General features: G+C 67.4%; 24 protein-coding genes. 15 read left to right on the forward strand and 9 right to left on the reverse strand.

Features of this window, described 5'->3' with window-relative positions:
* Nucleotides 1–372 precede the first annotated feature (372 nt).
* Complete coding sequence (locus tag KAK88_RS15595) at nt 373–1,239, forward strand: hypothetical protein (RefSeq protein ID WP_242077325.1); 867 nt, start codon at nt 373–375, stop codon at nt 1,237–1,239.
* 163 nt (nt 1,240–1,402) lie between these two features.
* On the opposite strand, the gene KAK88_RS15600 is transcribed toward KAK88_RS15595, so the two are convergent.
* Together KAK88_RS15600 and KAK88_RS15605 are read right to left on the reverse strand one after the other, a co-directional pair.
* Nucleotides 1,403–2,068 carry a DsbA family oxidoreductase gene (locus KAK88_RS15600; RefSeq protein WP_242077326.1) on the reverse strand — a complete coding sequence of 222 codons (666 nt, stop codon included), beginning with the start codon at nt 2,066–2,068 and terminating at the stop codon, nt 1,403–1,405.
* A gap of 68 nt (nt 2,069–2,136) precedes the next feature.
* Nucleotides 2,137–2,994 (reverse strand): DUF1206 domain-containing protein, encoded by an 858-nt coding sequence (locus tag KAK88_RS15605; RefSeq protein WP_185224479.1) that lies wholly within the window; start codon nt 2,992–2,994, stop codon nt 2,137–2,139.
* 131 nt (nt 2,995–3,125) lie between these two features.
* Here KAK88_RS15605 and KAK88_RS15610 point away from each other — a divergent pair, with 131 nt between their 5' ends.
* Nucleotides 3,126–3,308: a hypothetical protein gene (locus KAK88_RS15610; RefSeq protein ID WP_242077327.1), complete on the forward strand. Its 183-nt coding sequence runs from the start codon at nt 3,126–3,128 to the stop codon at nt 3,306–3,308.
* 136 nt (nt 3,309–3,444) lie between these two features.
* Nucleotides 3,445–4,131: a Crp/Fnr family transcriptional regulator gene (locus tag KAK88_RS15615; protein ID WP_242077328.1), complete on the forward strand. Its 687-nt coding sequence runs from the start codon at nt 3,445–3,447 to the stop codon at nt 4,129–4,131.
* Here the strand turns inward: KAK88_RS15615 and KAK88_RS15620 are convergent.
* From KAK88_RS15620 to KAK88_RS15630, 3 genes are read right to left on the reverse strand one after another with little or no spacing between them, the layout of a single operon-like run.
* Nucleotides 4,128–5,585, reverse strand: a complete 1,458-nt coding sequence (locus KAK88_RS15620; RefSeq protein ID WP_242077329.1) for a sensor histidine kinase — start codon at nt 5,583–5,585, stop codon at nt 4,128–4,130. The genes KAK88_RS15615 and KAK88_RS15620 overlap by 4 nt on opposite strands.
* Complete coding sequence (locus KAK88_RS15625) at nt 5,582–6,262, reverse strand: response regulator transcription factor (RefSeq protein ID WP_017505887.1); 681 nt, start codon at nt 6,260–6,262, stop codon at nt 5,582–5,584. The genes KAK88_RS15620 and KAK88_RS15625 overlap by 4 nt, the downstream gene beginning before the upstream one ends.
* The gene (locus KAK88_RS15630) at nt 6,262–6,597 is read right to left on the reverse strand and encodes a hypothetical protein (RefSeq protein WP_055806585.1); all 336 of its coding nucleotides are present in this window, start codon (nt 6,595–6,597) and stop codon (nt 6,262–6,264) included. The genes KAK88_RS15625 and KAK88_RS15630 overlap by 1 nt, the downstream gene beginning before the upstream one ends.
* Before the next feature lie 228 nt (nt 6,598–6,825).
* Here KAK88_RS15630 and KAK88_RS15635 point away from each other — a divergent pair, with 228 nt between their 5' ends.
* From KAK88_RS15635 to KAK88_RS15685, 11 genes are all read left to right on the forward strand, one after another.
* A complete protein-coding gene (locus tag KAK88_RS15635; protein WP_039244144.1) occupies nt 6,826–7,188 on the forward strand; it encodes a hypothetical protein in 363 nt (120 codons plus the stop codon).
* A gap of 351 nt (nt 7,189–7,539) precedes the next feature.
* Complete coding sequence (locus KAK88_RS15640) at nt 7,540–7,629, forward strand: potassium-transporting ATPase subunit F (RefSeq protein ID WP_105625212.1); 90 nt, start codon at nt 7,540–7,542, stop codon at nt 7,627–7,629.
* A gap of 18 nt (nt 7,630–7,647) precedes the next feature.
* Nucleotides 7,648–9,357 (forward strand): potassium-transporting ATPase subunit KdpA, encoded by a 1,710-nt coding sequence (kdpA, locus tag KAK88_RS15645; protein WP_242077330.1) that lies wholly within the window; start codon nt 7,648–7,650, stop codon nt 9,355–9,357.
* An 18-nt stretch (nt 9,358–9,375) separates the two neighbouring features.
* Nucleotides 9,376–11,442, forward strand: coding sequence for a potassium-transporting ATPase subunit KdpB (gene kdpB, locus KAK88_RS15650; RefSeq protein ID WP_242077331.1), 2,067 nt, complete (start codon nt 9,376–9,378; stop codon nt 11,440–11,442).
* Nucleotides 11,442–11,597, forward strand: a complete 156-nt coding sequence (locus KAK88_RS15655; protein ID WP_153923133.1) for a hypothetical protein — start codon at nt 11,442–11,444, stop codon at nt 11,595–11,597. Before kdpB ends, KAK88_RS15655 begins: the two co-directional genes overlap by 1 nt.
* A complete protein-coding gene (locus KAK88_RS15660; RefSeq protein WP_242077332.1) occupies nt 11,590–12,306 on the forward strand; it encodes a TorF family putative porin in 717 nt (238 codons plus the stop codon). Before KAK88_RS15655 ends, KAK88_RS15660 begins: the two co-directional genes overlap by 8 nt.
* A 10-nt stretch (nt 12,307–12,316) precedes the next feature.
* A complete protein-coding gene (kdpC, locus tag KAK88_RS15665; RefSeq protein WP_242077333.1) occupies nt 12,317–12,895 on the forward strand; it encodes a K(+)-transporting ATPase subunit C in 579 nt (192 codons plus the stop codon).
* Complete coding sequence (locus tag KAK88_RS15670; RefSeq protein WP_431307196.1) at nt 12,896–15,580, forward strand: DUF4118 domain-containing protein; 2,685 nt, start codon at nt 12,896–12,898, stop codon at nt 15,578–15,580.
* Nucleotides 15,580–16,269 carry a response regulator gene (locus KAK88_RS15675; protein WP_242077334.1) on the forward strand — a complete coding sequence of 230 codons (690 nt, stop codon included), beginning with the start codon at nt 15,580–15,582 and terminating at the stop codon, nt 16,267–16,269. The genes KAK88_RS15670 and KAK88_RS15675 overlap by 1 nt, the downstream gene beginning before the upstream one ends.
* A gap of 74 nt (nt 16,270–16,343) precedes the next feature.
* Nucleotides 16,344–17,285, forward strand: a complete 942-nt coding sequence (locus tag KAK88_RS15680; RefSeq protein ID WP_242077335.1) for a histone deacetylase family protein — start codon at nt 16,344–16,346, stop codon at nt 17,283–17,285.
* Between the two features lie 2 nt (nt 17,286–17,287).
* Nucleotides 17,288–17,818 (forward strand): 2'-5' RNA ligase family protein, encoded by a 531-nt coding sequence (locus KAK88_RS15685; protein WP_242077336.1) that lies wholly within the window; start codon nt 17,288–17,290, stop codon nt 17,816–17,818.
* Nucleotides 17,819–18,178: 360 nt separating this feature from the next.
* On the opposite strand, the gene KAK88_RS15690 is transcribed toward KAK88_RS15685, so the two are convergent.
* Both KAK88_RS15690 and KAK88_RS15695 read right to left on the reverse strand, forming a co-directional pair.
* Entirely contained in the window at nt 18,179–18,454 is a 276-nt protein-coding gene (locus KAK88_RS15690) for a metal-sensing transcriptional repressor (protein WP_066551548.1), read from the reverse strand.
* A 69-nt stretch (nt 18,455–18,523) separates the two neighbouring features.
* Nucleotides 18,524–18,883: a MerC domain-containing protein gene (locus tag KAK88_RS15695; protein WP_242077337.1), complete on the reverse strand. Its 360-nt coding sequence runs from the start codon at nt 18,881–18,883 to the stop codon at nt 18,524–18,526.
* Nucleotides 18,884–18,939: 56 nt separating this feature from the next.
* Between KAK88_RS15695 and KAK88_RS15700 the strand changes: the two genes are divergently transcribed.
* Nucleotides 18,940–20,265 (forward strand): MFS transporter, encoded by a 1,326-nt coding sequence (locus tag KAK88_RS15700; protein ID WP_242077338.1) that lies wholly within the window; start codon nt 18,940–18,942, stop codon nt 20,263–20,265.
* Nucleotides 20,266–20,345: 80 nt separating this feature from the next.
* On the opposite strand, the gene KAK88_RS15705 is transcribed toward KAK88_RS15700, so the two are convergent.
* Together KAK88_RS15705 and KAK88_RS15710 are read right to left on the reverse strand one after the other, a co-directional pair.
* Entirely contained in the window at nt 20,346–21,017 is a 672-nt protein-coding gene (locus KAK88_RS15705; protein WP_242077339.1) for a transmembrane anchor protein, read from the reverse strand.
* A gap of 13 nt (nt 21,018–21,030) precedes the next feature.
* Nucleotides 21,031–21,696 (reverse strand): HupE/UreJ family protein, encoded by a 666-nt coding sequence (locus KAK88_RS15710; RefSeq protein ID WP_335621858.1) that lies wholly within the window; start codon nt 21,694–21,696, stop codon nt 21,031–21,033.
* Nucleotides 21,697–21,700 lie beyond the last annotated feature (4 nt).

Below are 21,700 nucleotides of genomic sequence, written 5' to 3' on the forward strand. Positions count from 1 at the left end.
ATACTTCCGGATGCAACATTTGCAACGCCAGGTGGATTTGTGTCCTTGGTATCTCGCAGTCGTTTAAGACCTGCGGAAACTGGCCATTCTAATCAGATTGCATTCATGCCCGCCTCGTTCTCCTTGCGGGACCGAACGGGGCGGGCAAGATCACTTTCATCAACCGCTTTCTGCGTTAGCGAGGGTTCGCCCGGAATGACGAAAGGGAGGGATGCACAGCTAGCCCCTCTACCTATGCACGAGGTCCCGGCCCCGGCCGTTGAAATCCCTCGCCTTTCGCGAAATCGACGCCCTCTACCCGATCACGGTTCGGGGCGGCCTTAGACTGGCGGCGCGTCCTGTGTCGGGCGCGGGCGACTGGCCGGGGATGGGATGGACGACGACCACAGCTATGACGACGGCGGGTTCGAGGGGCCGCGCGATCCGTTTTACGATGCGATGACCCAGCAGGCGCTGGATCAGATCCGCGTCCTGCGCGAGGCGGGTCTGGAGCAGACGTATCGCGACGCCCTGCATCACGATTCCTCGCCCGAGGCCGAGGCGGCCTTCTGGCGCGCGCACGGCCTGCCGATGCATCTGTTGCGGCTGCCGGACCTGGTGACCTCGGACCCCGACGCGCGCGCAGCCGACCGGGTGCAGAACCGGGCCTATCGCCGCCTGTCGAAAGAGGCGTGGGAGGCGGCGGGCACGGCCTATCTGGCCGGCTCCACGGCCGAGGAGGTCAGCGCCGTCTATGGCATGGCGGTCAGCACCTTTCGCGCCCGCGCCAGGGACGCGGGCTGGCGGCGCGAGGATCAGCCCGATCCCCTTCGCGAGCCCATCGACCTCGAGGCCGAGACGGCCGAGGGTCTGCCCGACTATGGCGCCATGGCGGCCCACGCCCTGGTGCGGCTGAACCGGGCGCTTCAGGCCGGGCGCGCGCTGGAGGCCGCGCGCTGGGTGCGGCTGCACGCCGACCTGACGCGGATGGCGGCCGCCCCGCCGCCGTCCCCGCCCGCCCCGCCGCCTGCAAAGCCCCCGGCCCAACCCAGGGAACCCGACCTGGGCGAACGCGCCGCCGCCGTCGCCGAACAGGTCGGTCAGATCGCCCGCGAAGCCTGCGCCCTCAAACGTGGCGATTACGCCGGCCGCGACGCCCTGATGGCCCGCCTCGAAGCGCTCGACGACCTGAAACCGGCCCCGAGATCAGACGAATTAGACGAAATAGACGGTGTTTTTGTCGCCCGACCGCCGGACTGACCGTCTCCTCCCCATCGCCTGCGATGGGGAGGGGGACCGCGCCCTCTGGGCGGGGTGGAGGGGCTCTTGAGGACCCACAGACGTCGATTTTACAGAAGGAACCCCTCCGTCACGGCGCCAAGCGGCGCCGCGCCACCTCCCCGCTGCGCAGGGAGGAGATGGCCTAGACCTCCGACGCGATCTTGCGCAGGGCCTCTTCAAAAACCGAGGCCGGCTGGCCGCCCGAGATCAGATATTTGCCCTCGACCACCACAGCCGGGACCGAGGTGATGCCGCGCGCGCGCCACAGGTCTTCGGCCTGGCGCACGGCCTGGGCGTAGCGGCCCGAGGCCAGGACCTCGCCCGCCTCGGCCCGGTCCAGCCCGGCCTTTTCGGCGGCGGTGGTCAGGACCCCGGCGTCGGTCAGGTTGCGGTTCTCGGTGAAGTGGGCGGTGAACAGGGCCTGTTTCAGGGCCTTCTGCCTGTCTGGCGCCGTCTCATGCGCCCAGTGCAGCAGCCGGTGGGCGTCGAAGGTGTTCCAGATGCGGCTGTCGTCGGTCATGCGCATGTCGAAGCCCACCTCGCCCGCCCGCTCGCGGATCATGGCGCGGTTGGCGGCGGACTGCTCAGGGCTCGCGCCGTATTTGCGGCCGATGTGTTCGACGATGTTCTCGCCCTCGGGCGCGATCTGGGGGTTCAGCTCGAACGGCTGAAAGGCGATGTCGGCGGCGATTCCTTCGTCCTTCAACGTGTCCAGGGCCGTGTCGAGCCCGCGCAGCCCCACCACGCACCAGGGGCAGACGACGTCGGAGACGAAGTCGATCTTCAGGGTCTTGAGCGGAGCGTTCATGGCGCGGCCTTCTGGAACAGCGGGTGTTGCTTTCCGGATATGGCGACGCTGCGCCGACCGGCAAGGGCCTAGCCCAGGCTCAAATCCCTCGGCGGGCGGATCCGCCGCCAGCGCGCCTCCACGAAGGCGAATGCGCCGAAGGCCATCAGCCCCGCCGCCGTCAGCCCCAGGATCCACGATCCGCCCGGCTGGGCCTCCAGCGCGTCCAGCGCCGCCGCCGTCGTCGTCACCTCGCCCGAGCGTGCGTGCAGCCCTGCCAGAACCACGAATACGCCCAGCGGCAGATAGGCGAACCCGCGCGCCGCATAGCCCGCCCGCGCCAGCGCCGTCGCCGTGCCGCAGAAGGCCTTGGGGCAGGCCAGGGCGTCGTCGAAGTCGTCGCGGATGGCCCTGACGATATTGCCGACGCCGACGCCCAGCACCACCAGCCCCGCCCCGATCAGCAACACCTCGCCGAACGGCATCCCCAGCAGCATGGCCGCCTTCTCCTGGTTCTCGGCCACGCTCTCGGCTTGGGCGGAGGATGCGCTGGTCGCCTCGCCGAACTCGTCCAGATATTCGAACACCCCCGACGCCAGCACGCCGTAGAACAGGCCGCTGACCGCCTGACCCGCCCGCGTCGTCCAGCCCTTCAGATCCGTCCCTTCGTGATCCGCGTCGAACACCGCCTGCAACACCCGCCAGCCGACGAAGGCCCACAGACCCAGTCCCAGCAGCACCAGCCAGACCTTGCCGAACGGCTGCTCGGCCAGCCAGCCCGCCGCCCCGCTGGTCCCCACCGCATCGCCGATCCGGTCCGTCGCCGCCAGCAGGGTCAGCGCCCCAGCCGACAGGTAAACGAAGCCTCGCGCCCCATAGCCGACCCGCGCCGCCCATTCGATCAGGGTCGCCAGCGGCGGCAGGCGAAGCGTCTTGGCGGCGTTCATGATGTCTCCCACGTCAGGACGCCCTCAACGCGCCGGCCAAGGCAAAGGCTCCGCTTCGACCCTGTGTCGACATCTGACAGACTCCGCATGGCGTATGCCGCTAGGGTTCGAGCCCTTGGGGAGCCGTTCGCTTGAACATCTACGAGTTTCACTTTTTCGACGAGGCGGATCGCCGTCCGATGCTCGACTTCTTCGACGGCGCCGACGATGCGGCGGCGCTGGAAGCCGCGCAGTCTCAACTGTCGCGTCATGCCTCCTGCACGGGCGTCGAGGTGCTGGAAGCCGGCCGTCTGGTCGGCCGCGTCACCCGCTAAGCCCCGTCGCGCTCTGCCCGATCGCGTACACAACGCAGTAAAGACACGACTTTTCCCCAGAAAGCCGCGTGATATATAGCAACGCTGTGTCGAGATTCGACAGACGCCACGCTCAGATCGCCTTATGCGCGAACTCATGAACCGCCTTTCGTCCGGCAACCGCTTGATCCAGGGAATGAACCCCGACGATCGCGACGCACTCCTCGCCATAGCCACGCCGGTGGAATTCGCGCCCGGCCATGTGTTCAGCGAGCCTGACGACCCCATCGAACATCTGCATTTCATCGACAGCGGCTTCTGCTCGTCGGTCGCGGTGCTGGAAGACGGCCGGACCGTGGAGACCGTCATGATCGGGCGCGAGGGCGTGCTGGGCGTCGTCGCCTCGGTCGTGCCGCACCATGCCCACACCCGCAGCGTGGCTCAGGTCGCCGGGACGGCGCGCCGGGTGGACGCCGCCAAGTGCCGCGCCTTGTCGGCTCAGCGGCCGGGCGTGCGCGACGCCATCGCCGACTACATGGCGCGGCTTCAGGGCGAGTTGGAGCAGTCGGCGGCCTGCAACGCCCTGCATCACGCTGGCCAGCGGTTCGCCAAATGGCTGTTGCGCTGCCACGATCGGGTCGAGGGCGACACCCTGAACCTGACGCAGGAGTATCTGGCCTCCATGCTGGGCTCGCAGCGGACCACGGTGAACGAGGCGGCGCAGGGGCTTCAGAAGGCGGGCGCCATCGTCTATTCGCGCGGTCGCATCACGGTGCTGGATCGGGCGGCCCTGGAGCGGGCGGCATGCGAATGCTACCGCCGGGGCGACGACCTGCAGCCCTAATCGACCTGGGCGGCCGGCAGTTCGAGCACCGCCTTCAACCCGCCCATGTCGCTGTCCGACAGCATCAGCCGCCCGCCATAGGCGCGCGTCAGGTCGTCCACGATCGACAGGCCCAGCCCCGACCCCGGCGCGCTCTCGTCCAGCCGCGCGCCGCGCTGCATGACGGTGTCGCGCTGATCCGCCGGCAGGCCGGCGCCGTCGTCCTCGACCACCAGGATCATCTGCCCCAGGCCGCTGCCGCCCGCCGAAACGCGCACCCGGCGTTTCGAGAATTTGGCGGCGTTCTCGATCAGATTGCCCAGGATTTCCTGCAAATCCTGACGCTCGCCCAGGAAGGACAGGCTGTCGGGCGCGCGCCAGTCGATCTCGACGTTCTTGTCGCGGAACACCTGTTCGATCATCACCGCCAGCTCGTCCAGCACCTCGGCGACGGGGGTCGTCTCGCCCAGACCGTGTGCGGCGCGGGCGGCGGCGCGGGCGCGACGCAGGTGGTGATCGACCTGGCCCTGCATGATCCTGGTCTGGCGCCGCACCAGTTCGGGCAGATCGCCCTCGCTGGTCCCCGCCTCGGCCAGCATCACGGAGATCGGCGTCTTCAGCGCATGGGCCAGATTGCCGACGTGGGTGCGCTGGCGATCCACGACCTCCTGATTGTGGTCCAACAGGCGATTGACCTGCTCGGCCAGCGGCTGGATTTCCTGCGGATAGGAGCGACCGATCCGGGCGGACTTTCCCTTGCGTACGTCCGCGATCTCGTTGCGCAGGTCGAACAGGGGACGCAGGCCGATCCGCACCTGGATAAAGACCGCCGATACCAGTCCCAGCCCCAGGATCAGGAAGGCGATCCAGGTCACGCGCGCGAACTGGCGTGTGTCGGCGTCGACGTCGGATCGATCAAGCGCGGCGATGAAGATGACCGGGTGCTCGTGCCGGGGGATGGACTTCATGCTGGCGGCGACGCGCAGCGGTTCGCGCGTCTCGGCGTCGTCCTTGGGGCCGGTGGTGTTGAAGGTGATGACGTCGCCGAAGGCCGCATCCAGACGCGCGGGCAGATCGGCGGGCAGGGCCAGGTCATAGCGCCACAGCGAGGTCGACCGCGCCAGGCTGACCAGCTTTCCGTCAGGGCGAACCTCCATGATCTGCCAGTATTTGCCCGACAGCAGCCGCAAAGTTCTGGCGTCCTGGATTTGCGGAATGGCCTCGCCTTGCGGCGTGCGACTGGCGCCGACCACGATCTCGTCGATCGTCTCGTTCAGCATCGCGCCCAGACGCCGCAGGGCGGATTCCTGAAAGGCCTGGGTCAGCACAAGCGCCGAAATCACCAGAGCGACCAGGATCCAGGCCGAGGCCAGCCAGATCAGCCGGCGCGTCAGGGAGCGACCGGGACGACCGAACCAGCGGCCCCAGTCGTGGAGCGCGTCGGCGTTGGGTTTCGAAGCCGTCGCCTCGGTCACGCCGGGTCGGATTCGCCCGCCAGCGGCGTCAGGCGATAGCCGAGGCCCCGCACGGTCTCGATCCGGTCCGATCCGACCTTCTTGCGCACCCGGCCGATGAACACCTCGATGGTGTTGGAATCGCGGTCGAAGTCCTGATCGTAAAGGTGTTCGACCAGCTCGGTGCGGCTGATGACCCGGCCCTGATGCATCATCATGTAGTGCAGCAGCCGGTATTCCAGCGAGGTCAGGCGCAGCGGCTCGCCGTTGACGCTGGCCCGCGCTGCGCGGGGATCCAGCCGCAGGCCGCCGCACGACAGGGTCGCCGAGGCGATGCCCGCCGAACGGCGCAACAGAGCCCGCAGGCGCGCCAGCAGCTCTTCGGTGTGGAAGGGCTTGGTCAGATAGTCGTCGGCCCCGGCGTCGAAGCCCGCCACCTTGTCCGACCAGGCGCCGCGCGCCGTCAGGATCAGGACTGGCGTCGTCTTACCCTCGCGCCGCCAGCGCTCCAGCACCGACACGCCGTCGATCTTGGGCAGGCCGAGATCCAGGACGATGACGTCATAGGGTTCGTTCTCGCCCAGGTAATGGGCTTCCTCGCCGTCCGGCGCATGGTCCACGGCATAGCCCGCGTCGCCCAGCGCCGCCTTAAGCTGACGCGACAGATCCGCGTCGTCCTCGACCAGAAGCACGCGCATCAGTTCGGCCTGCGACGTTGATTGTTGTTGTCGGGACGCGCCTGTCCGGTCTGGCCGTCGACCACGACCTCGCGCACGCGGCCGTCGCGTTCGACCAGGACGGAATAGTTGCCGTCGCGGCGCGGTTGGGTGTCGATCGGGCGACCGCCGCCGGCTTCGCCGCCACGACGACGGGCCTCGTCGGGACTGACGCGCGGACCACGGTCCTGCGAGCGCTGATCCTGGTCGCGCGACTGGGCCTGCGCCGACGTCGTCATGACGGGCGCAAAGGCCAGACCGAGAGCCAGAGCCAAGGCCGGAGGGGCGATCAGGAGAGGGGCGGGTTTACGAAACATGGCGACCGATCTAGTCCCGATCATCTGAACGGGCGCTGAATACGTCGTATAGTTTAAAGCGAACGCTGCTCCAAACCGCAGACCAAATCAGAAAACGGCGGTGTGACGTCTTTTTCATCCAGATGAACCGAACCTGATCGATCCTGTTCAGAACCGGCTCAGTTGCCGGGTACTCAAATCGCCTCATCGCTGGTCACCCCGACCGGCAGAACATTTGAGGAGATCGCCATGCGCAAGCTCATCGTCCCCGCCATCGCCCTGGCCGCCGCCTCGGTGGCCGCGCCGTCCTTCGCCCAGTCCTACCACCGCCCGGCCCCGCCCCATCACGCTAGCTATGGCTCGTGGCAGTCGATCAACGCCCGCCAGGCCAACCTGGATCGCCGCATCGATCAGGGCGTCCGCAACGGCCAACTGAGCCGCCGCGAAGCCACCCGTCTGCGCGGAGAGTTCAACAGCCTGCTGCGCCTGGAGGCCAACTACCGCCGCGGCGGCCTGACCGCCTGGGAACGCCAGGACCTGGACCGTCGCTTCGACCGCCTCTCGGCCCAGATCCGCTACGAACGCCGCGATTACGACAACCGTCGCGGCTGATCATCTCGACAAAGACAGTTGGAAGCGCGGCCGCAAGGCCGCGCTTTTCTCATTTGATCTGAAGCCGCATGGCCGGGGCCTGCGCGGCGCATCCTCAAGCGCGTCCTTGCATTAGAACGTCCGCCCGCCGGCCCTTCACACGTCGCCCGCGCTGCGACCGACCCAGCTTCTCTGGTTTTATGAATCCTTTAGGTCGGCGGCCCGGACTCGCATCGCGCCATTATGCCGCCCGGTGGTCTGTTCCCGCTCGAACTTGAGCGAGGAGGCCGGATTGGCCGATGTGATTTTTCTGGCGGTGGGTGCGGGGGCGTTCGTCGTCTTCGCCTTGCTGGCCACAGCGTTGAAACGGGTATGACGATGATCGCCATGCTCTGGGGGGCGGGGGCGCTGGTCGTCGCCGTTTACATGGTCGCGGCGCTGCTGCGGCCCGAGCGGTTCTGAGGAACCGGGACGGATTTCATGAACATGCAAGGATGGGGCGAGATCGCCCTGACCCTTGGGCTGGCCGTAATGCTCGGCTGGCCCATCGGCGTTTATATGTCGCGCGTCTGGAATGGCGAGCGGACCTGGCTGGATCCGGTGCTGAAGCCGGTAGAGGCCGTCTTCTACAGCGCCGCCGGCGTCGATCCGAAACGCAGCCAGGGCTGGCTGGGATACGCCGGCGCCCTTTTGGCCTTCAACCTGGCGGGCTTTTTCCTGCTGTATGCGATCCTGCGTCTGCAGGGCGTGCTGCCGCTGAACCCGCAAGGGTTCGCGGGCGTGTCGCCGCATCTGGCCTTCAACACCGCCGTCAGCTTCGTGACCAACACTAACTGGCAGAGCTATGGCGGGGAGGCGACCCTGTCGACCTTCACCCAGATGGTCGGCCTGACGGTGCAGAACTTCGTCTCGGCGGCAACTGGCGCGACGATCGCGGCGGCCTTGGCGCGCGCCTTCGTGGCCAATCGCGGCGAGGGCGTCGGCAACTTCTGGGCCGATCTGACACGCACGACCCTGTACGTCCTGCTGCCCGCCGCCCTGATCCTGGCCGTGGCCCTGTCGGGTCTGGGCATCGTCCAGAGCCTGGCGGCCCATGTGACGGCGACCGGCGTCGAGGGCGGGTCTCAGACCTTGCCGCTGTTCCCGGCGGCCAGCCAGGTGGCGATCAAACAGCTGGGCATCAACGGCGGCGGCGTCTTCAACGTCAACGGCGCCCATCCTTTCGAAAACCCGAACGCCATCACCAATCTGCTGACCGCGGTGGCGATCAACGTCATGGGCTGGGCGGCCTTCTTCGCCTTCGGCCGCACGGCCATGGCGGGACGCGACGTCCGCGCCCTGGCGGCGGCCGCCGTGATCCTGCTGAGCGCCGCCAGCGCGGCCATGTATGTGATCGAGACCCAGCCGGCTCCGGCCCTGGTCGCGGCCCAGGTGGACGCCTCGGTCAATATGGAAGGCAAGGAGGTCCGTTTCGGCGCGCCGGCCTCGACCGTCTGGTCCGTGGTCACGACCGGCGCCTCGAACGGCTCGGTCAACTCCATGCACGCTAGTTATATGCCCCTGGGCGGCGGCTTGCAGATGTTCCTGATGCAGTTGGGCGAGATCCTGCCCGGCGGGATCGGATCGGGCATCGCCATCATGGTCGTCATGGCCCTGCTGTCGGTCTTCGTCGCCGGCCTGATGGTCGGGCGCACCCCCGAGTATCTGGGCAAGAAGATCGAGGCGCGCGAGATCCAGTTCGCCATGATCGCGGTGCTGATCCTGCCGCTGGCCATTCTGGGTTTCACCGCCGTGTCGGCCGTCTTCCCGACGGCGCTGGCGGGCCTGCTGAACAAGGGGCCGCACGGCCTGTCGGAGATCCTGTACGCCTATACCTCGGCGGCGGCGAACAACGGCTCGGCCTTTGCGGGCCTGACCGCCAACGCTCCGTGGTGGAACACGACCCTGGGTCTGGGGATGCTGTTCGGGCGGTTCATTCCGGCCGTCGCCGTCCTGGCCATCGCCGGCAGTCTGGTGGCCAAGCCCAAGCTGGCGCCCAGCCCCGGCACCCTGCCGACCGACAACGGCCTGTTCATCGGCCTGCTGATCGGCGTGATCCTCATCCTCGGCGGCCTGCAGTTCCTGCCCGCCCTCGCCCTGGGACCGATCGTCGAGCATTTCCAGATGCTGGCGGCGGTCGCCGGCGCCTGATCCTTCGGACATCCTGACATGACACAAATAACTCTGGATCCGCGCGAGGGCGGCCGTGCGTCGCCTCTCGCGGGCGGCCTCTCGGGACAGATGATCGGACGCGCCGTCGGCGACGCCTTCGTCAAGCTGAACCCCGTCAAGCTGATCAACAATCCGGTCATCTTCACCACCTGGATCGTGGCGCTTCTGTCGACGCTCTCGGCGGCGGCCGCCATCGCGGGCGGTCAGTCGGCGGGCTTTGCGGTGCAGCTGGCGCTGTGGCTGTGGGCGACGGTCCTGTTCGCCAATGTCGCCGAAAGCATCGCCGAAGGGCGGGGCAAGGCGGCGGCCGACTCCTTGCGCGCCACCCGCGTCACGACCAAGGCCAAGCTGATTGTCGATCCGAAGACCGGCAGCGTGGTCCCGACCAACGCCTCGGAGCTTGAAGTCGGATCGATCATCCTAGTCGAGGCCGGCGACGTGATCGCCTCGGACGGCGAGATCGTCGAGGGCGTCGCCTCGGTCAACGAGGCCGCCATCACCGGCGAGAGCGCCCCGGTGATCCGCGAAAGCGGCGGCGACCGATCGGCTGTCACCGGCGGCACGACCGTCGTCTCGGACTGGATCAAGGTGCGCATCACCGCCAAGCCTGGTTCGACCTTTCTCGATCGCATGATCGCCATGGTCGAGGGCGCGGATCGCAGGAAGACGCCGAACGAGCTGGCCCTGGCCGTTCTGCTGGCCGGCCTGACCCTGATCTTCCTGATCGCGGTCGTGACCCTGGTGGGGCTGGGCGCCTATTCCGGCGTCGATCTGGATCCGATGGTGCTGGGCGCCCTGTTCATCACCCTGATCCCGACCACGATCGGGGGGCTGCTGTCCGCCGTCGGCATCGCCGGCATGGACCGGTTGCTGAAGGTGAACGTGCTGGCCACCTCGGGCCGTGCGGTGGAGGCGGCAGGCGACGTCGACACCCTGCTGCTCGACAAGACCGGCACCATCACCTTTGGCAACCGCATGGCGACCGAGGTCATCCCGGTTCCCGGCGTGCGCCCCGAGGCCGCCTTGGCTGCCGCCGTCATGGCGTCGCTCGCCGACGAGACGCCGGAGGGCCGCTCCATCGTCGAGCTGGGCCGCAACGCCGGGGTCTCGGTCGATCAGCCCGCCGGCGCCGTCGCCATTCCCTTCACCGCCGTCACCCGCCAGTCGGGCCTGGACGTCGGCAAGGACAGCTGGAGGAAGGGCGCGGTCGATGCGGTGCTGAAGGATCTGAACCTGATCGACGGTTCGGCCCCAGCCGAGTTCCGCCAGGCCGTGGACCGGATCGCCCGCTCGGGCGGCACGCCCCTGGCCGTGACCCAGAACGGCGTCCTGGTCGGCGTCATCCACCTGAAGGACGTGGTCAAGCCGGGCGTGAAGGCGCGCTTCGCCGACCTGCGCCGCATGGGCCTGCGCACCGTCATGATCACCGGCGACAATCCGGTGACGGCCGCCGCCATCGCTTCGGAAGCGGGGGTGGACGACTACCTTGCCGAGGCCACGCCCGAGGACAAGATGCGCCTGATCAAGGCCGAACAGGCCAAGGGTCGCCTGGTCGCCATGTGCGGCGACGGCGCCAACGACGCCCCGGCCCTGGCCCAGGCCGATGTCGGCGTGGCCATGCAGACCGGCGCCCAGGCCGCGCGCGAGGCCGGCAACATGGTCGATCTGGACAGCGACCCGACCAAGGTCATCGAAATCGTCGAGGTCGGCAAGCAACTGCTGATCACGCGCGGCGCCCTGACGACCTTCTCGGTCGCCAACGACGTGGCCAAATATTTCGCCATCATCCCGGCGATGTTCGTGGTGGCCCTGCCATCGCTCGGCGCGCTGAACGTCATGCGTCTGCACAGCCCCGAGAGCGCCATCCTGTCGGCGGTGATCTTCAACGCCCTGGTCATCGTCGCCCTGATCCCGCTGGCGCTGAAGGGCGTCAAATACCGGGCCATCGGCGCCGGCGCGCTTCTGGGTCGCAACCTGCTGATCTACGGCCTGGGCGGGCTGATCGCCCCGTTCGTCGGCATAAAGCTGATCGACCTGCTCATCTCCGGCCTGGGTCTGGCGTGATGCGTCGGGAGGTCTCTCGCATCCTGCAACTCGTCGTGGCGGTGCTGGTCATCGCCGTGATGTGGGGCGTGGCGACGCTGCAGCAGACCGATCCGCGCACCCGCTCCAACCCCATGGCCATCCATCCTGTTCGAATAGAGAAATCCAATGCGTAAATCCTTCTCCAGGGCCTCGGGCCGCAACGACGCCTGGTTCGCCGCCGCCTGTATCGTCGGCCTCGCCGGTCTGGGCCTATGCAGCGAAGCCAAGGCCCAGGACGTGTCGGCCAACGTCGCCGTCACCTCCGACTATGTCTTCCGCGGGGTCAGCCAGACCCAGGAAAACCCCGCCCTCTCGGCCGGCGTCGATCTGACCAGAAGCGGCTTCTACGCCGGCGGCTGGGCCTCCAACGTCGATTTCGGCGACGACACGGACGCCGAGGTCGATCTGTATGCCGGCTATCGACCCGAGGTCGCCGGCTACGCGCTGGATTTCGGCGTGATCGGCTATCTCTACGCCGGTCAGCCGGACGGCGCCGACTATGACTATGTCGAGTTCAAAGCCGCCGCCTCGCGCGCTTTTGGCCCCGCGACCCTGGGCGCCGCCGTCTATTATTCGCCCGACTTCTTCGGCGCGGCCGAGGACGAGGCGACCTATGCCGAGGTCAACGGCGCGGTCAGCCCGGCCGACAAATGGACCGTCTCGGGCGCCGTCGGGCGTCAGTGGGTGTCGTCGGACCTGGACTACACCACCTGGAACCTGGGCGCGGCCTACCAGCTGACCGACGCTCTGGCGCTGGACCTGCGCTATCACGACACCGACCAACACGACTTCGGCGACATCTACGGCGCGCGCGCCGTAGCCACGCTGAAGGCGACCTTCTGAGGCGACGACCATGGTCAACCAACTTCGCCCGGCCCTCGTCATGACGGCCCTGTTCACCCTGCTGCTGGGCCTGGCCTATCCGCTGGCCGTCACCGGCATCGCCCAGGTCGCCTTCCCGGATCAGGCCAACGGCAGCCTGGTGCGCGACGCCGGCGGGCGGGTCGTCGGCTCGTCCCTGATCGGCCAGCCCTTCGTCGGCGCCACCTACCTGCATCCGCGCCCGTCGGCGGCGGGCGACGGCTATGACGCCGCCGCCTCGTCCGGCTCCAACATGGGGCCGCTGAACCCGAACCTGATCGCTCGCGTGGCCGAAAGCGCCCAGACGATCCGCGCCGAGGACGGCCCCGGCGTCATCCCCGCCGATGCGGTGACGACCTCGGGTTCGGGCCTCGACCCGGACGTGTCCCCGGCCTACGCTCGGCTACAGGCCGCGCGGATCGCCCGCGCCAGAGGCGTTCCCGTGCAACAGGTCCAGAGCATCATCGACGCGCACATCGAGGGGGCCTTCCTGGGCTTCATCGGCCAGCCGCACGTCAATGTCCTGCTGACCAATCGCGCGCTGGACGCCCGCTTCGGGGCGGAGGGCTGATTGCCCGAAACGGCGCCCGAAACGCCCGCGACTTCAGCCGTTCCGCGCCGCAAGCGCGGGCGGCTGAAGGTGTTTCTGGGCATGTCGCCCGGCGTGGGCAAGACCTATGAGATGCTGCGCGCCGCACGCCGTCGAAAGGCCGAGGGGCTGGACGTCGTCGTCGGCGTGGTTGAGACCCACGGCCGCAAGGAGACGATGAGCCTGCTGCGTGGGCTGGACGTCATGCCGCGCGCGCCTATCGAACACCGCGACCGGGCCTTGATGGAGTTCGACCTGGACGGCGCCCTGGCGCGACGGCCCGAACTGCTGCTGGTCGACGAATACGCCCATTCCAACGCGCCGGGCTCGCGCCATCCCAAGCGCTGGCAGGATGTGGAGGAACTGCGCGACGCCGGTATCGACGTCTGGACCACGCTGAACATCCAGCATCTGGAAAGTCTGTCCGACGTCATCCTGCGCATCACCGGCGTGCGCCAGCGCGAGGCGGTGCCCGACAGCGCCCTCACCGGCGCCGACGACATCGAGGTCATCGACATCACGCCCGAAGACCTGCGGGCGCGTCTGGCCGAGGGCAAGGTCTATGTGCCCGAGACGGCGCGGGTGGCCTCCGAAAACTTCTTCAAGATCGAGAACCTGACGGCGCTGCGCGAACTGGCCCTGCGGCGGGCGGCTCAGACGGTGGACGACCAGCTTCTGACCCACCTGCGCGAGCGGGGCGTGTCGGGGCCGTGGGCGGCGAACGAGCGGATTCTGGTGTTGGTCGGCGGCGACGCCATGACCGCCTACCTGGTGCGGACCGGTCGGCGGATGTCGGACATGATGATGGACGCCCCCTGGTCGGTCGCCCATGTCGAGCGGCCCAGCGGATCGCGCGCCGACGCCCGCTCGGCAGGACGGTTGTCGGAAGCCTTCAAGCTGGCCGAGCAGCTGGGCGGACGGCCCGTGACGATCAGCGGCGACGACGTGGTGCGCGCCGTTCTGGACCACGCCCACCGCAACAACGTCACCCAGATCGTCATCGGCAAGACGCGCGGCGGGCGGTTCGCCGAATGGACCGGCCGGGCGCTGGCGACCGAACTGTTGCGAAAGGCGCAAGGGGTCGCCGTCCACGTCGTGACCGAGGGCGATCTGGCCGCGCCGGAACCGGCGGCCAAGTCTGGCGTCCGGGCGGCGCTGGACTGGCGCGGCTATCCGGCTGGGGCGGGGTTCGTTCTGGCGGCGACGGGGGCGGCCCTGTTGCTCGATACCCGGTTCGAGCGGGTCGACCTGGGCGTCATCTATCTGGCGGCGGTGGTGGCGGCGGGGGTGCTGAACGGCCTCAGACCCGCACTGGCGGCGGCGACCCTGGCCTTTTTGACCTATAACTTCCTGTTCCTCCAGCCGCGCTACAGCTTCCTAATCGGTTCGCCGACCGACTTTTTGACGCTGCTCCTGTTCTGGGGCGTAGCTCTGGGAACCGGCGCCCTGGCGGGGCGGGTGCGCGAACAGGCCAGGGCGGCCCAGCGGCGCGCCGCCGCCGTCTCGGCCCTGCTGGCCGCCAGTCAGACCCTGTCGGCCGGCCAGGATCGTGCGACAACAGCCCGCAGCCTGGCTGAACAGGCCTCGGCCGCCGCCGGCGCGGGCGCCGTCGTCCTGCTGCCCGACGGCGAGGACATCGTCCTGACCGCGGCCAGTCCCGAGGGCGTGATTCTGGCCCCCGACGCCATGGCCGCCGCCCGCTGGGCCTGGACCCACGGCGAGGTCACGGGCCACGGCACCGGCACCCTGCCGCAGACCCAATGGCGATTTCAGCCCTTGCAGGGCGTTCGCGGCCGGGCCGGCGTGGCGGGCGTCGACGCCTCGGCCGTGGCGGCGGGCTCGGACGAGGAACGTCTGGCCCTGGCCCTGCTCGATCAGGGGGCCGTGGCGCTGGAGCGGGCCGATCTGGCCGGCCAGGCGCTGGAGACCGAAACCCTGCGCCGCGCCGACCGTTTCCGCGCCGCCCTGATGAACTCGGTCAGCCACGACCTGCGCACGCCCCTGTCCACCGTCCTGGGCTCGGCGACGACCCTGATCGACTATGGCGCGACCCTGAAGCCCGAGGTCCGCGACGACCTGCTGCTCAGCATCCGCGAAGAGGCCGAACGCCTGTCGCGCTATGTCGGCGATCTCCTGGACATGACCCGGCTGGAGGGTGGCGGCCTGAACGTGCGCACCGACTGGACCGATGTGCGCGACATCCTGAACACCGCCGCCGACCGGGTGTCGCGCCGCCTGGGCCGACGCAAGGTTACGCGCGATTTTCCGGCCCAGCTCAGCATGGTCGAGGCCGATCCGGGTCTGCTGGAACAGGCGGTGGTCAACATCCTCGAAAACGCCATCGCCTACAGCCCCGACGGCACGACCATCGAACTGGCGGCCTATGAGGATCGCGGCGCCGTCGTCATCTCCATCGAGGACGAGGGACGCGGCATCCCGACCGCCGAGTTGGAACGGGTGTTCGACAAATTCCGCCGCATGGAAGAATCCACCGACCGCGCCAAGGGGGCCGGCCTGGGCCTGGCCATCGCCAAGGGTTTCGTCGAGGCCATGCGCGGCCGTATCGCCGCCGCCAGCCCGATCCAGGACGACGCCGACGGCAAGCGTGGAACCCGCATCCTGATCAGCCTGCCCAAGTCCATCGCCACCCACCCGGATCTGCTGTGATGTCCGCCGTTCGCCCCCAGGTTCTGGTCATCGACGACGAACCCCAGATCCACCGCTTCCTGGCGCCCGCCCTGGACGCTGCCGGCTATGAACCCCGCCGCGCCGACAGCGGTCAGGAGGGGTTGCGCGCCATCGCCCTGTGGAGCCCCGACGCCGTCGTGCTGGACCTGGGCTTGCCCGATATGGACGGCAAGGACGTGCTGACGCGGGCGCGCGACTTCTATCAGGGGCCGATCATCGTCCTGTCCGCCCGCGACCGCGAGGCCGAGAAGATCACGGCCCTGGACCTGGGCGCCAACGACTATGTCGAAAAGCCGTTCGGCGTCGGCGAACTGCTGGCCCGCATCCGCGCCGGCCTGCGTCAGGGCGCGTTGACGCCGGTCGCGGGCGGAGCGGTCACGGCGGGGGATGTCGTGATCGATCTGGACCGCCGCATCGTCACGCGCGCCGGCGAGCGGGTGAAACTGCGGCCCAAGGAATACGACGTCTTGGCCTACCTCGCCCGCAACGCCGGCAAGGTCCTGGGCCACGCCTACCTGCTCAAGACCATATGGGGCGCCAGCCACGCCGACGACGTTCAATATCTGCGCGTCGTCGTCGGCCAACTCCGTCACAAGCTCGAGGCCGACCCGGCCCAGCCCGTTCTTCTCGTGACCGAGCCTGGCGTCGGATACCGATTGGCGGACTGAGGCCTTCGGCGAGAGGGTTCGGCTGTCTTTTCAGATGCAGCCTCACAATGGCCGGCGCGTTGTCTGCGAAACCCATGTCCGATCCAGGCCCCCTCCCCCCGATCGTCTATCACCCGGCCTACAGCGCCGAACTGCCATCGGGTCATCGCTTTCCGATGCAGAAATATGCGCGCCTGTTGGAGGTGCTGAGAGAGGAAGGGCTGATCGGACCGGATGGCCTGTGGGAGCCTGAACCTGCGGATTACTCGCTGCTCGCGGCCGTGCATGATCCCGACTATGTGCGCCAGGTGCTGGACGCCTGCGTTCCGCCGAAGGTCGAACGGGTCATCGGCCTGCCCATCACGCAGAGCGTCGTCGAACGCACGCAGGCCGCCGTCGGCGGCACGCTGACCGCAGCCCGTCTCGCCCTTCGCCATGGACTCGCCTGCAATACAGCCGGAGGCAGCCATCACGCCGGCCCCATGGGCGGCGCAGGCTTCTGCGTCTTCAACGACATCGGCGTGGCCGCGCGAGCCCTGATCGACAGTGGCGAAGTCGGACAGGTCCTGGTGGTCGATCTGGACGTCCACCAAGGCGATGGAACCGCCTTCATCTTCGAGCACGAGCCCCGCGTCTTCACCTTCTCAATGCATGGCGAAAAGAACTTTCCGGTGCGCAGGGGGCCCAGCGATCTGGATATCGACCTGCCCGACGGAACCGGCGATGTAGCCTATGTCGCCCGGCTCAAAGAGGTTCTGCCTGACCTGCTTCAACGCGTTGCGCCGGATCTCGTCTTCTACATCGCCGGCGTCGATCCGCACGAAAGCGACCGGCTTGGGCGGCTGTCGCTCAGCGACGAGGGATTGGCTGAGCGCGACGCCTATGTGCTTGAAACCTGTCTGGCGGTCGCGCCGCTCGTCGGCGTCATCGGCGGTGGATACGACCACGACATTGATCGTCTGGCGCGCCGCCACGCGACACTGCATCGCGCGGCCGCCCACGCCTGGCGGCGCGGTCTGGCCCGGCGGGAGGCTTGATCGTGGCAGACCCGGCGCCGCTCATCATCACCGCAGCCCTGGACGACGGCGCCTTCGACTGGTTCGACGCCTTGCGCCAGGCGCACTTTCCCCGCCACCGCAACGTCGTCCCGGCCCATCTGACCCTGTTCCACGCCCTCCCCGGCGCGCAGGAAAACTTCGTGTTGGAGATGCTGAAGTCGGCGTGCCGACGCCAGGCGCCGATCCGCCTCGATGTGCGCGTCCCGTGGTCCCTTGGGCGTGGCGTGGCCTACCGCCTGGCGTCCGCCGATCTGGATCGACTGCGTAGACAACTCGCGGAAGCCTTTTCGCCCTGGCTGACTCGCCAGGATCAGGCCCCGTTCCGACCTCACATCACGGTCCAGAACAAGGTCGAGCCCGCAGACGCCAAACACCTGCTTGAGCAGCTTCAGCTGGAGTTCGAGCCGTTCGACATTCTCGCTGACGGCCTGCTCGTCTGGCGCTATCTAGGCGGCCCGTGGGAGCCGATTGATCGGATTCCTTTCGAGGGCAAGCTGACCCTCGACGATTAGAATGCACCCTGTCGGGACCACTTAACACCTGCTCACTCCAAGCCCGCAATTGTTGGGTCCTAGGAATTCGACCATTTAAGCCGACCACTTAAGAGCTGCTCAAATTGGGCCGAAACCACTTAAGACCTGCTCAAATTTGGAATGGCATCTGATTTTTTGGTGAAAATTGGTACCCGGACCAGAATCGATCAGTTGCAAAAGCCCGCCGGGCCACAACACACACGCTTCCAGACCTAAGCCAGACGCATCAGATCTCTGAGGAAGTCTTCCAGTCAGACCGGCTAAGCGCCGCAGCAGGCATTCGCGAGCGCACCGTGCTGATTTCCGCACTATCAAGATCCGTCGTCGCCTAGACGCCCATCAGAGATATTTTGTGATTTCCCGGAACTCGCCCATGGCCTGACGCGCCTCGGCGGGATCGCCCTCGGCCGCGTGGGCGAGGCAGTGGTCGATGTGGTCGTGGATGAGTGTCTTCTTGGCTGCTGCGACGGCCTTCTCAATCGCGTGCAGTTGCTGCGCTAGGTCCAGGCACGACCGCTCCGCTTCGATCATTCCGATCACAGTCCGCAAATGACCTTCGGCGCGTTTGAGCCGCTTGATGACGTCAGGGTGGGATGCGTGAGAAACATGAGCCATGGAATTTGACCTATCCCCCTGGAGGGGATACGGCAAGGTGAAATCACGCCGACCGACCGGCGATCAGCTTCACATGCGGCGCATCGAAACGATGTGGGCGGAGATCAGGAGGATAGAGCCGAACACAGTGTTCCAGACGGTCCAGCCATGGCCCGCGAGTTCCGTCGCACCGAACACGAGCGCCCCCACCCCCAGTACCGCGACGGCTTTGACAGCGATCCCAACGCTTGGGCGACGCAGGATCGACAGATAGGCGAACGTGGCCGCCACCAGGGCGAAAAGCGCGTGCAGCCATTCCGTCGTGGCTAGGCCCACCAGCGGAAGAACACTCGCCAGCACCGGCGCCGTCAAACAGTGGAGCAGGCATACCACGGACAAGCCGGCACCCAGGACGTCTCCAGCACGGCGAGGCGTGAGGGCTTCCGACAACGATATTCTCCAATGTTACGTCGTAACATTTACTCCTGTCAGTCAGGCATTGAAAGATGTTCTCTCCGCTTCGAAACGCCGCATATAGGCATCTCTTCATCGCTCAGGTCGCCGCCCTGCTGGGAACGGGCATGGCGACCGTGGCCCTGGGACTGTTGGCGCACGACCTCGCGGGCGCGAACGCGGGCGAGATCCTCGGCGCCGCCCTGGCCATCAAGATGATCGCCTATATCGGCGTCGCCCCGTTCGCGAGCGCCCTTGCGGCGCGCTTGCCGCGCAAGACTCTGCTGGTCTGTCTGGATATCGTTCGCGCCGCCGTGGCGGTCGCCCTGCCCTTCGTCGGACAGGCCTGGCAGGTCTACGCCCTGATGACCGTGCTTTACGTCGCCTCAGCCGCCTTCACACCAGCGTTCCAGGCCATGATCCCCGACCTTCTCTCGGATGAGGCGGAATATACAAAGGCCCTGTCGCTCTCCCGCCTCGCCGCCGATCTGGAGAGCGTGGCGAGCCCTGTGGTCGCCGCATTGCTGCTGGCCGTCATCAGCTACAACAACCTCTTCGTCGGGACGGCGATCGGCTTCGTGCTTTCGGCGGGCTTCGTGGTGACGGCGCTTCTGCCACGCCCGTCATCGTCTCAGCCCCTGCCGTTCCTCAAGCGACTGACCGGCGGCGTGCGGCTGTTCGCCTTCACGCCGCGACTGCGCGGCCTGCTGGCGGTGAGTCTGGCCACGGCGGCGGGCGGGGCCATGGTCTTCGTTAACACCGTGGTCATCGTGCAGTCCGTGTTCGAACTTACGCAACAGGCGACGGCATGGGCGCTCGCGGCGTTTGGGATCGGGTCCATGACGGCGGCCGTTGTCCTTCCGCGCATCCTGAATCGACTGAAGGACCGCACCGCCATGCTGATGGGGGCCGGGATCATGACTTGCGTTCTGCTGGCCGGCGCTCTGATCGCCCGGACCTATCCGATCCTGATCGGGCTGTGGATCGTGATGGGCTTCGGTTATTCACTCACCATCACGCCCGCCGGTCGCGCGCTTCGTCGGTCGTCGAGCGCAGGCGACAGACCCGCGCTGTTCGCCGCGCAGTTCGCCTTGTCGCACGCCTGCTGGCTGATCGCCTATCCGGTGGCGGGCCTTGTCTCGGCCGAAGCGAATCCGACGGCAGCCTTCCTCGTCCTCTCGGCCTTGTGCGCCGCCGGTCTCGTGCTGGGCCTCCTTGTCTGGCCGACGCATGACCCGCTCAATGTGGTGCACAGCCACGACGGCCTGATGGCGGACGATCCTCACCTTGCCGAGGGTGTAAGGCTCAAGGACGGCGGCGTCGTCCACGCCCATCCGGTCGTCATCGACGACCAGCATCGGCGTTGGCCGAAATCATGAGGCGCTGGTGGAGCGCAAGCAGGACAACGCTCCACCAGAACCCGTGACGGACCGTCGATCGGCACGTCACACAAGCCAGGTCACACGACCCGCTTGATCTCCGAATAGGCGCCCTGCGTCTGCAGGGTGATGGTCACAGGCGCGCCGGTGCGGTTACGCCAGAACCAGCCATGACTGCCGGTAAAGGCGGCGGTCAGTTCGCCGGACTGCTGTTGCGCCGAGCCCTTGCCGTAGGCGTGGTAGGCCAGGCCCGGACGGTCGGCGTGGGTGTCGAAGTTGATCTTGCCGCCGCTGCTGATCCAGGTGAAGCGCGCCTTGGCGCCCTCCGCCATCACCAACTTGATCTCGGCGCCTTGGTCCGGGGCCAGCGTGATGACGGTTTCATCGGTTCGCACCTCGGCGGTCGGCGCTGGTTGGGCGGCCGGCGCAGTCGGCGAAGGGCTCGCTGCGGGAGCGGTTCCGTCGGCGACAGGCGTCGCCACATCGAGCGGCGGCGCGGCGGACAGCCCCGATCCAGCGGCGGCGTCGGCGGCTGCGTCCGCTTCGGCCTCGGCCGCCAGCTGGACCTTGATACGACCCATCTCGGTCAGGCCGAAAATGGAGCCGACGCGGGTCGGATCGACCCCGTATTCGGACGGCATGACGATGGTGACCAGAAGCACGGAGGCGACGGCGGCGGCGATGCCGGTCGACTTGAGCAACTGCCCGGTGGAGGGCAGGTCGGAACGGGCGGGACGGTTTGCGTTGTACATGGAAGGTCTCCGATCACATGACGAAGAAGCCGACGAGCTGATAGCCCGTCAGGAGGAAGCCGAGGGTCATCAGCACGACGTTGGTCAGATAGGCGTGTTCCCAGAAGCTGTTCGAACGTCGCCAGAAGCCCATCAGGATGAGGATGCCGCCCAGGGCGAGCAGTTGCCCGATCTCGACGCCGATATTGAAGGCGACCAGATTGAGAAACAGGCCGTCAGGCGAGAGCTGGAAGTCCTGAAGCTTGGTCGCCAGGCCGAAGCCGTGGAACAAACCGAAGATCAGGGTCGCTCCCTTGGTCGAGGGCTGGAAGCCGAACCATCTCTGGAAGGCGCCCATGTTGTCGAGCGCCTTGTAGACGACCGACAGGCCGATGATGGCGTCCACCACATAGCTGGAGACGCTGATATTGGTCAGAACGCCGAGCAGCAGGGTGGATGAGTGACCGATGGCGAATAGGGTCACATAGATGCTGATGTCCTTCATCCGGTAGAGGAAGAAGATCACCCCGAACAGGAACAGCAGGTGGTCGTAGCCGGTGACCATATGTTTGGCGCCGAGATAGACGAACGGCCAGAACAGGAAGCCCGAGGTCTCCTGGATATAGCCCTTGTCGCCTTCGGCGACGCCGTGAGCGAGGACCTGGCTGAGCAGGCCCTCCATGAAGAGGAATCCGATCACGAGG

Source organism: Brevundimonas diminuta (assembly GCF_022654015.1).
GTDB classification, from domain to species: domain Bacteria; phylum Pseudomonadota; class Alphaproteobacteria; order Caulobacterales; family Caulobacteraceae; genus Brevundimonas; species Brevundimonas diminuta_C.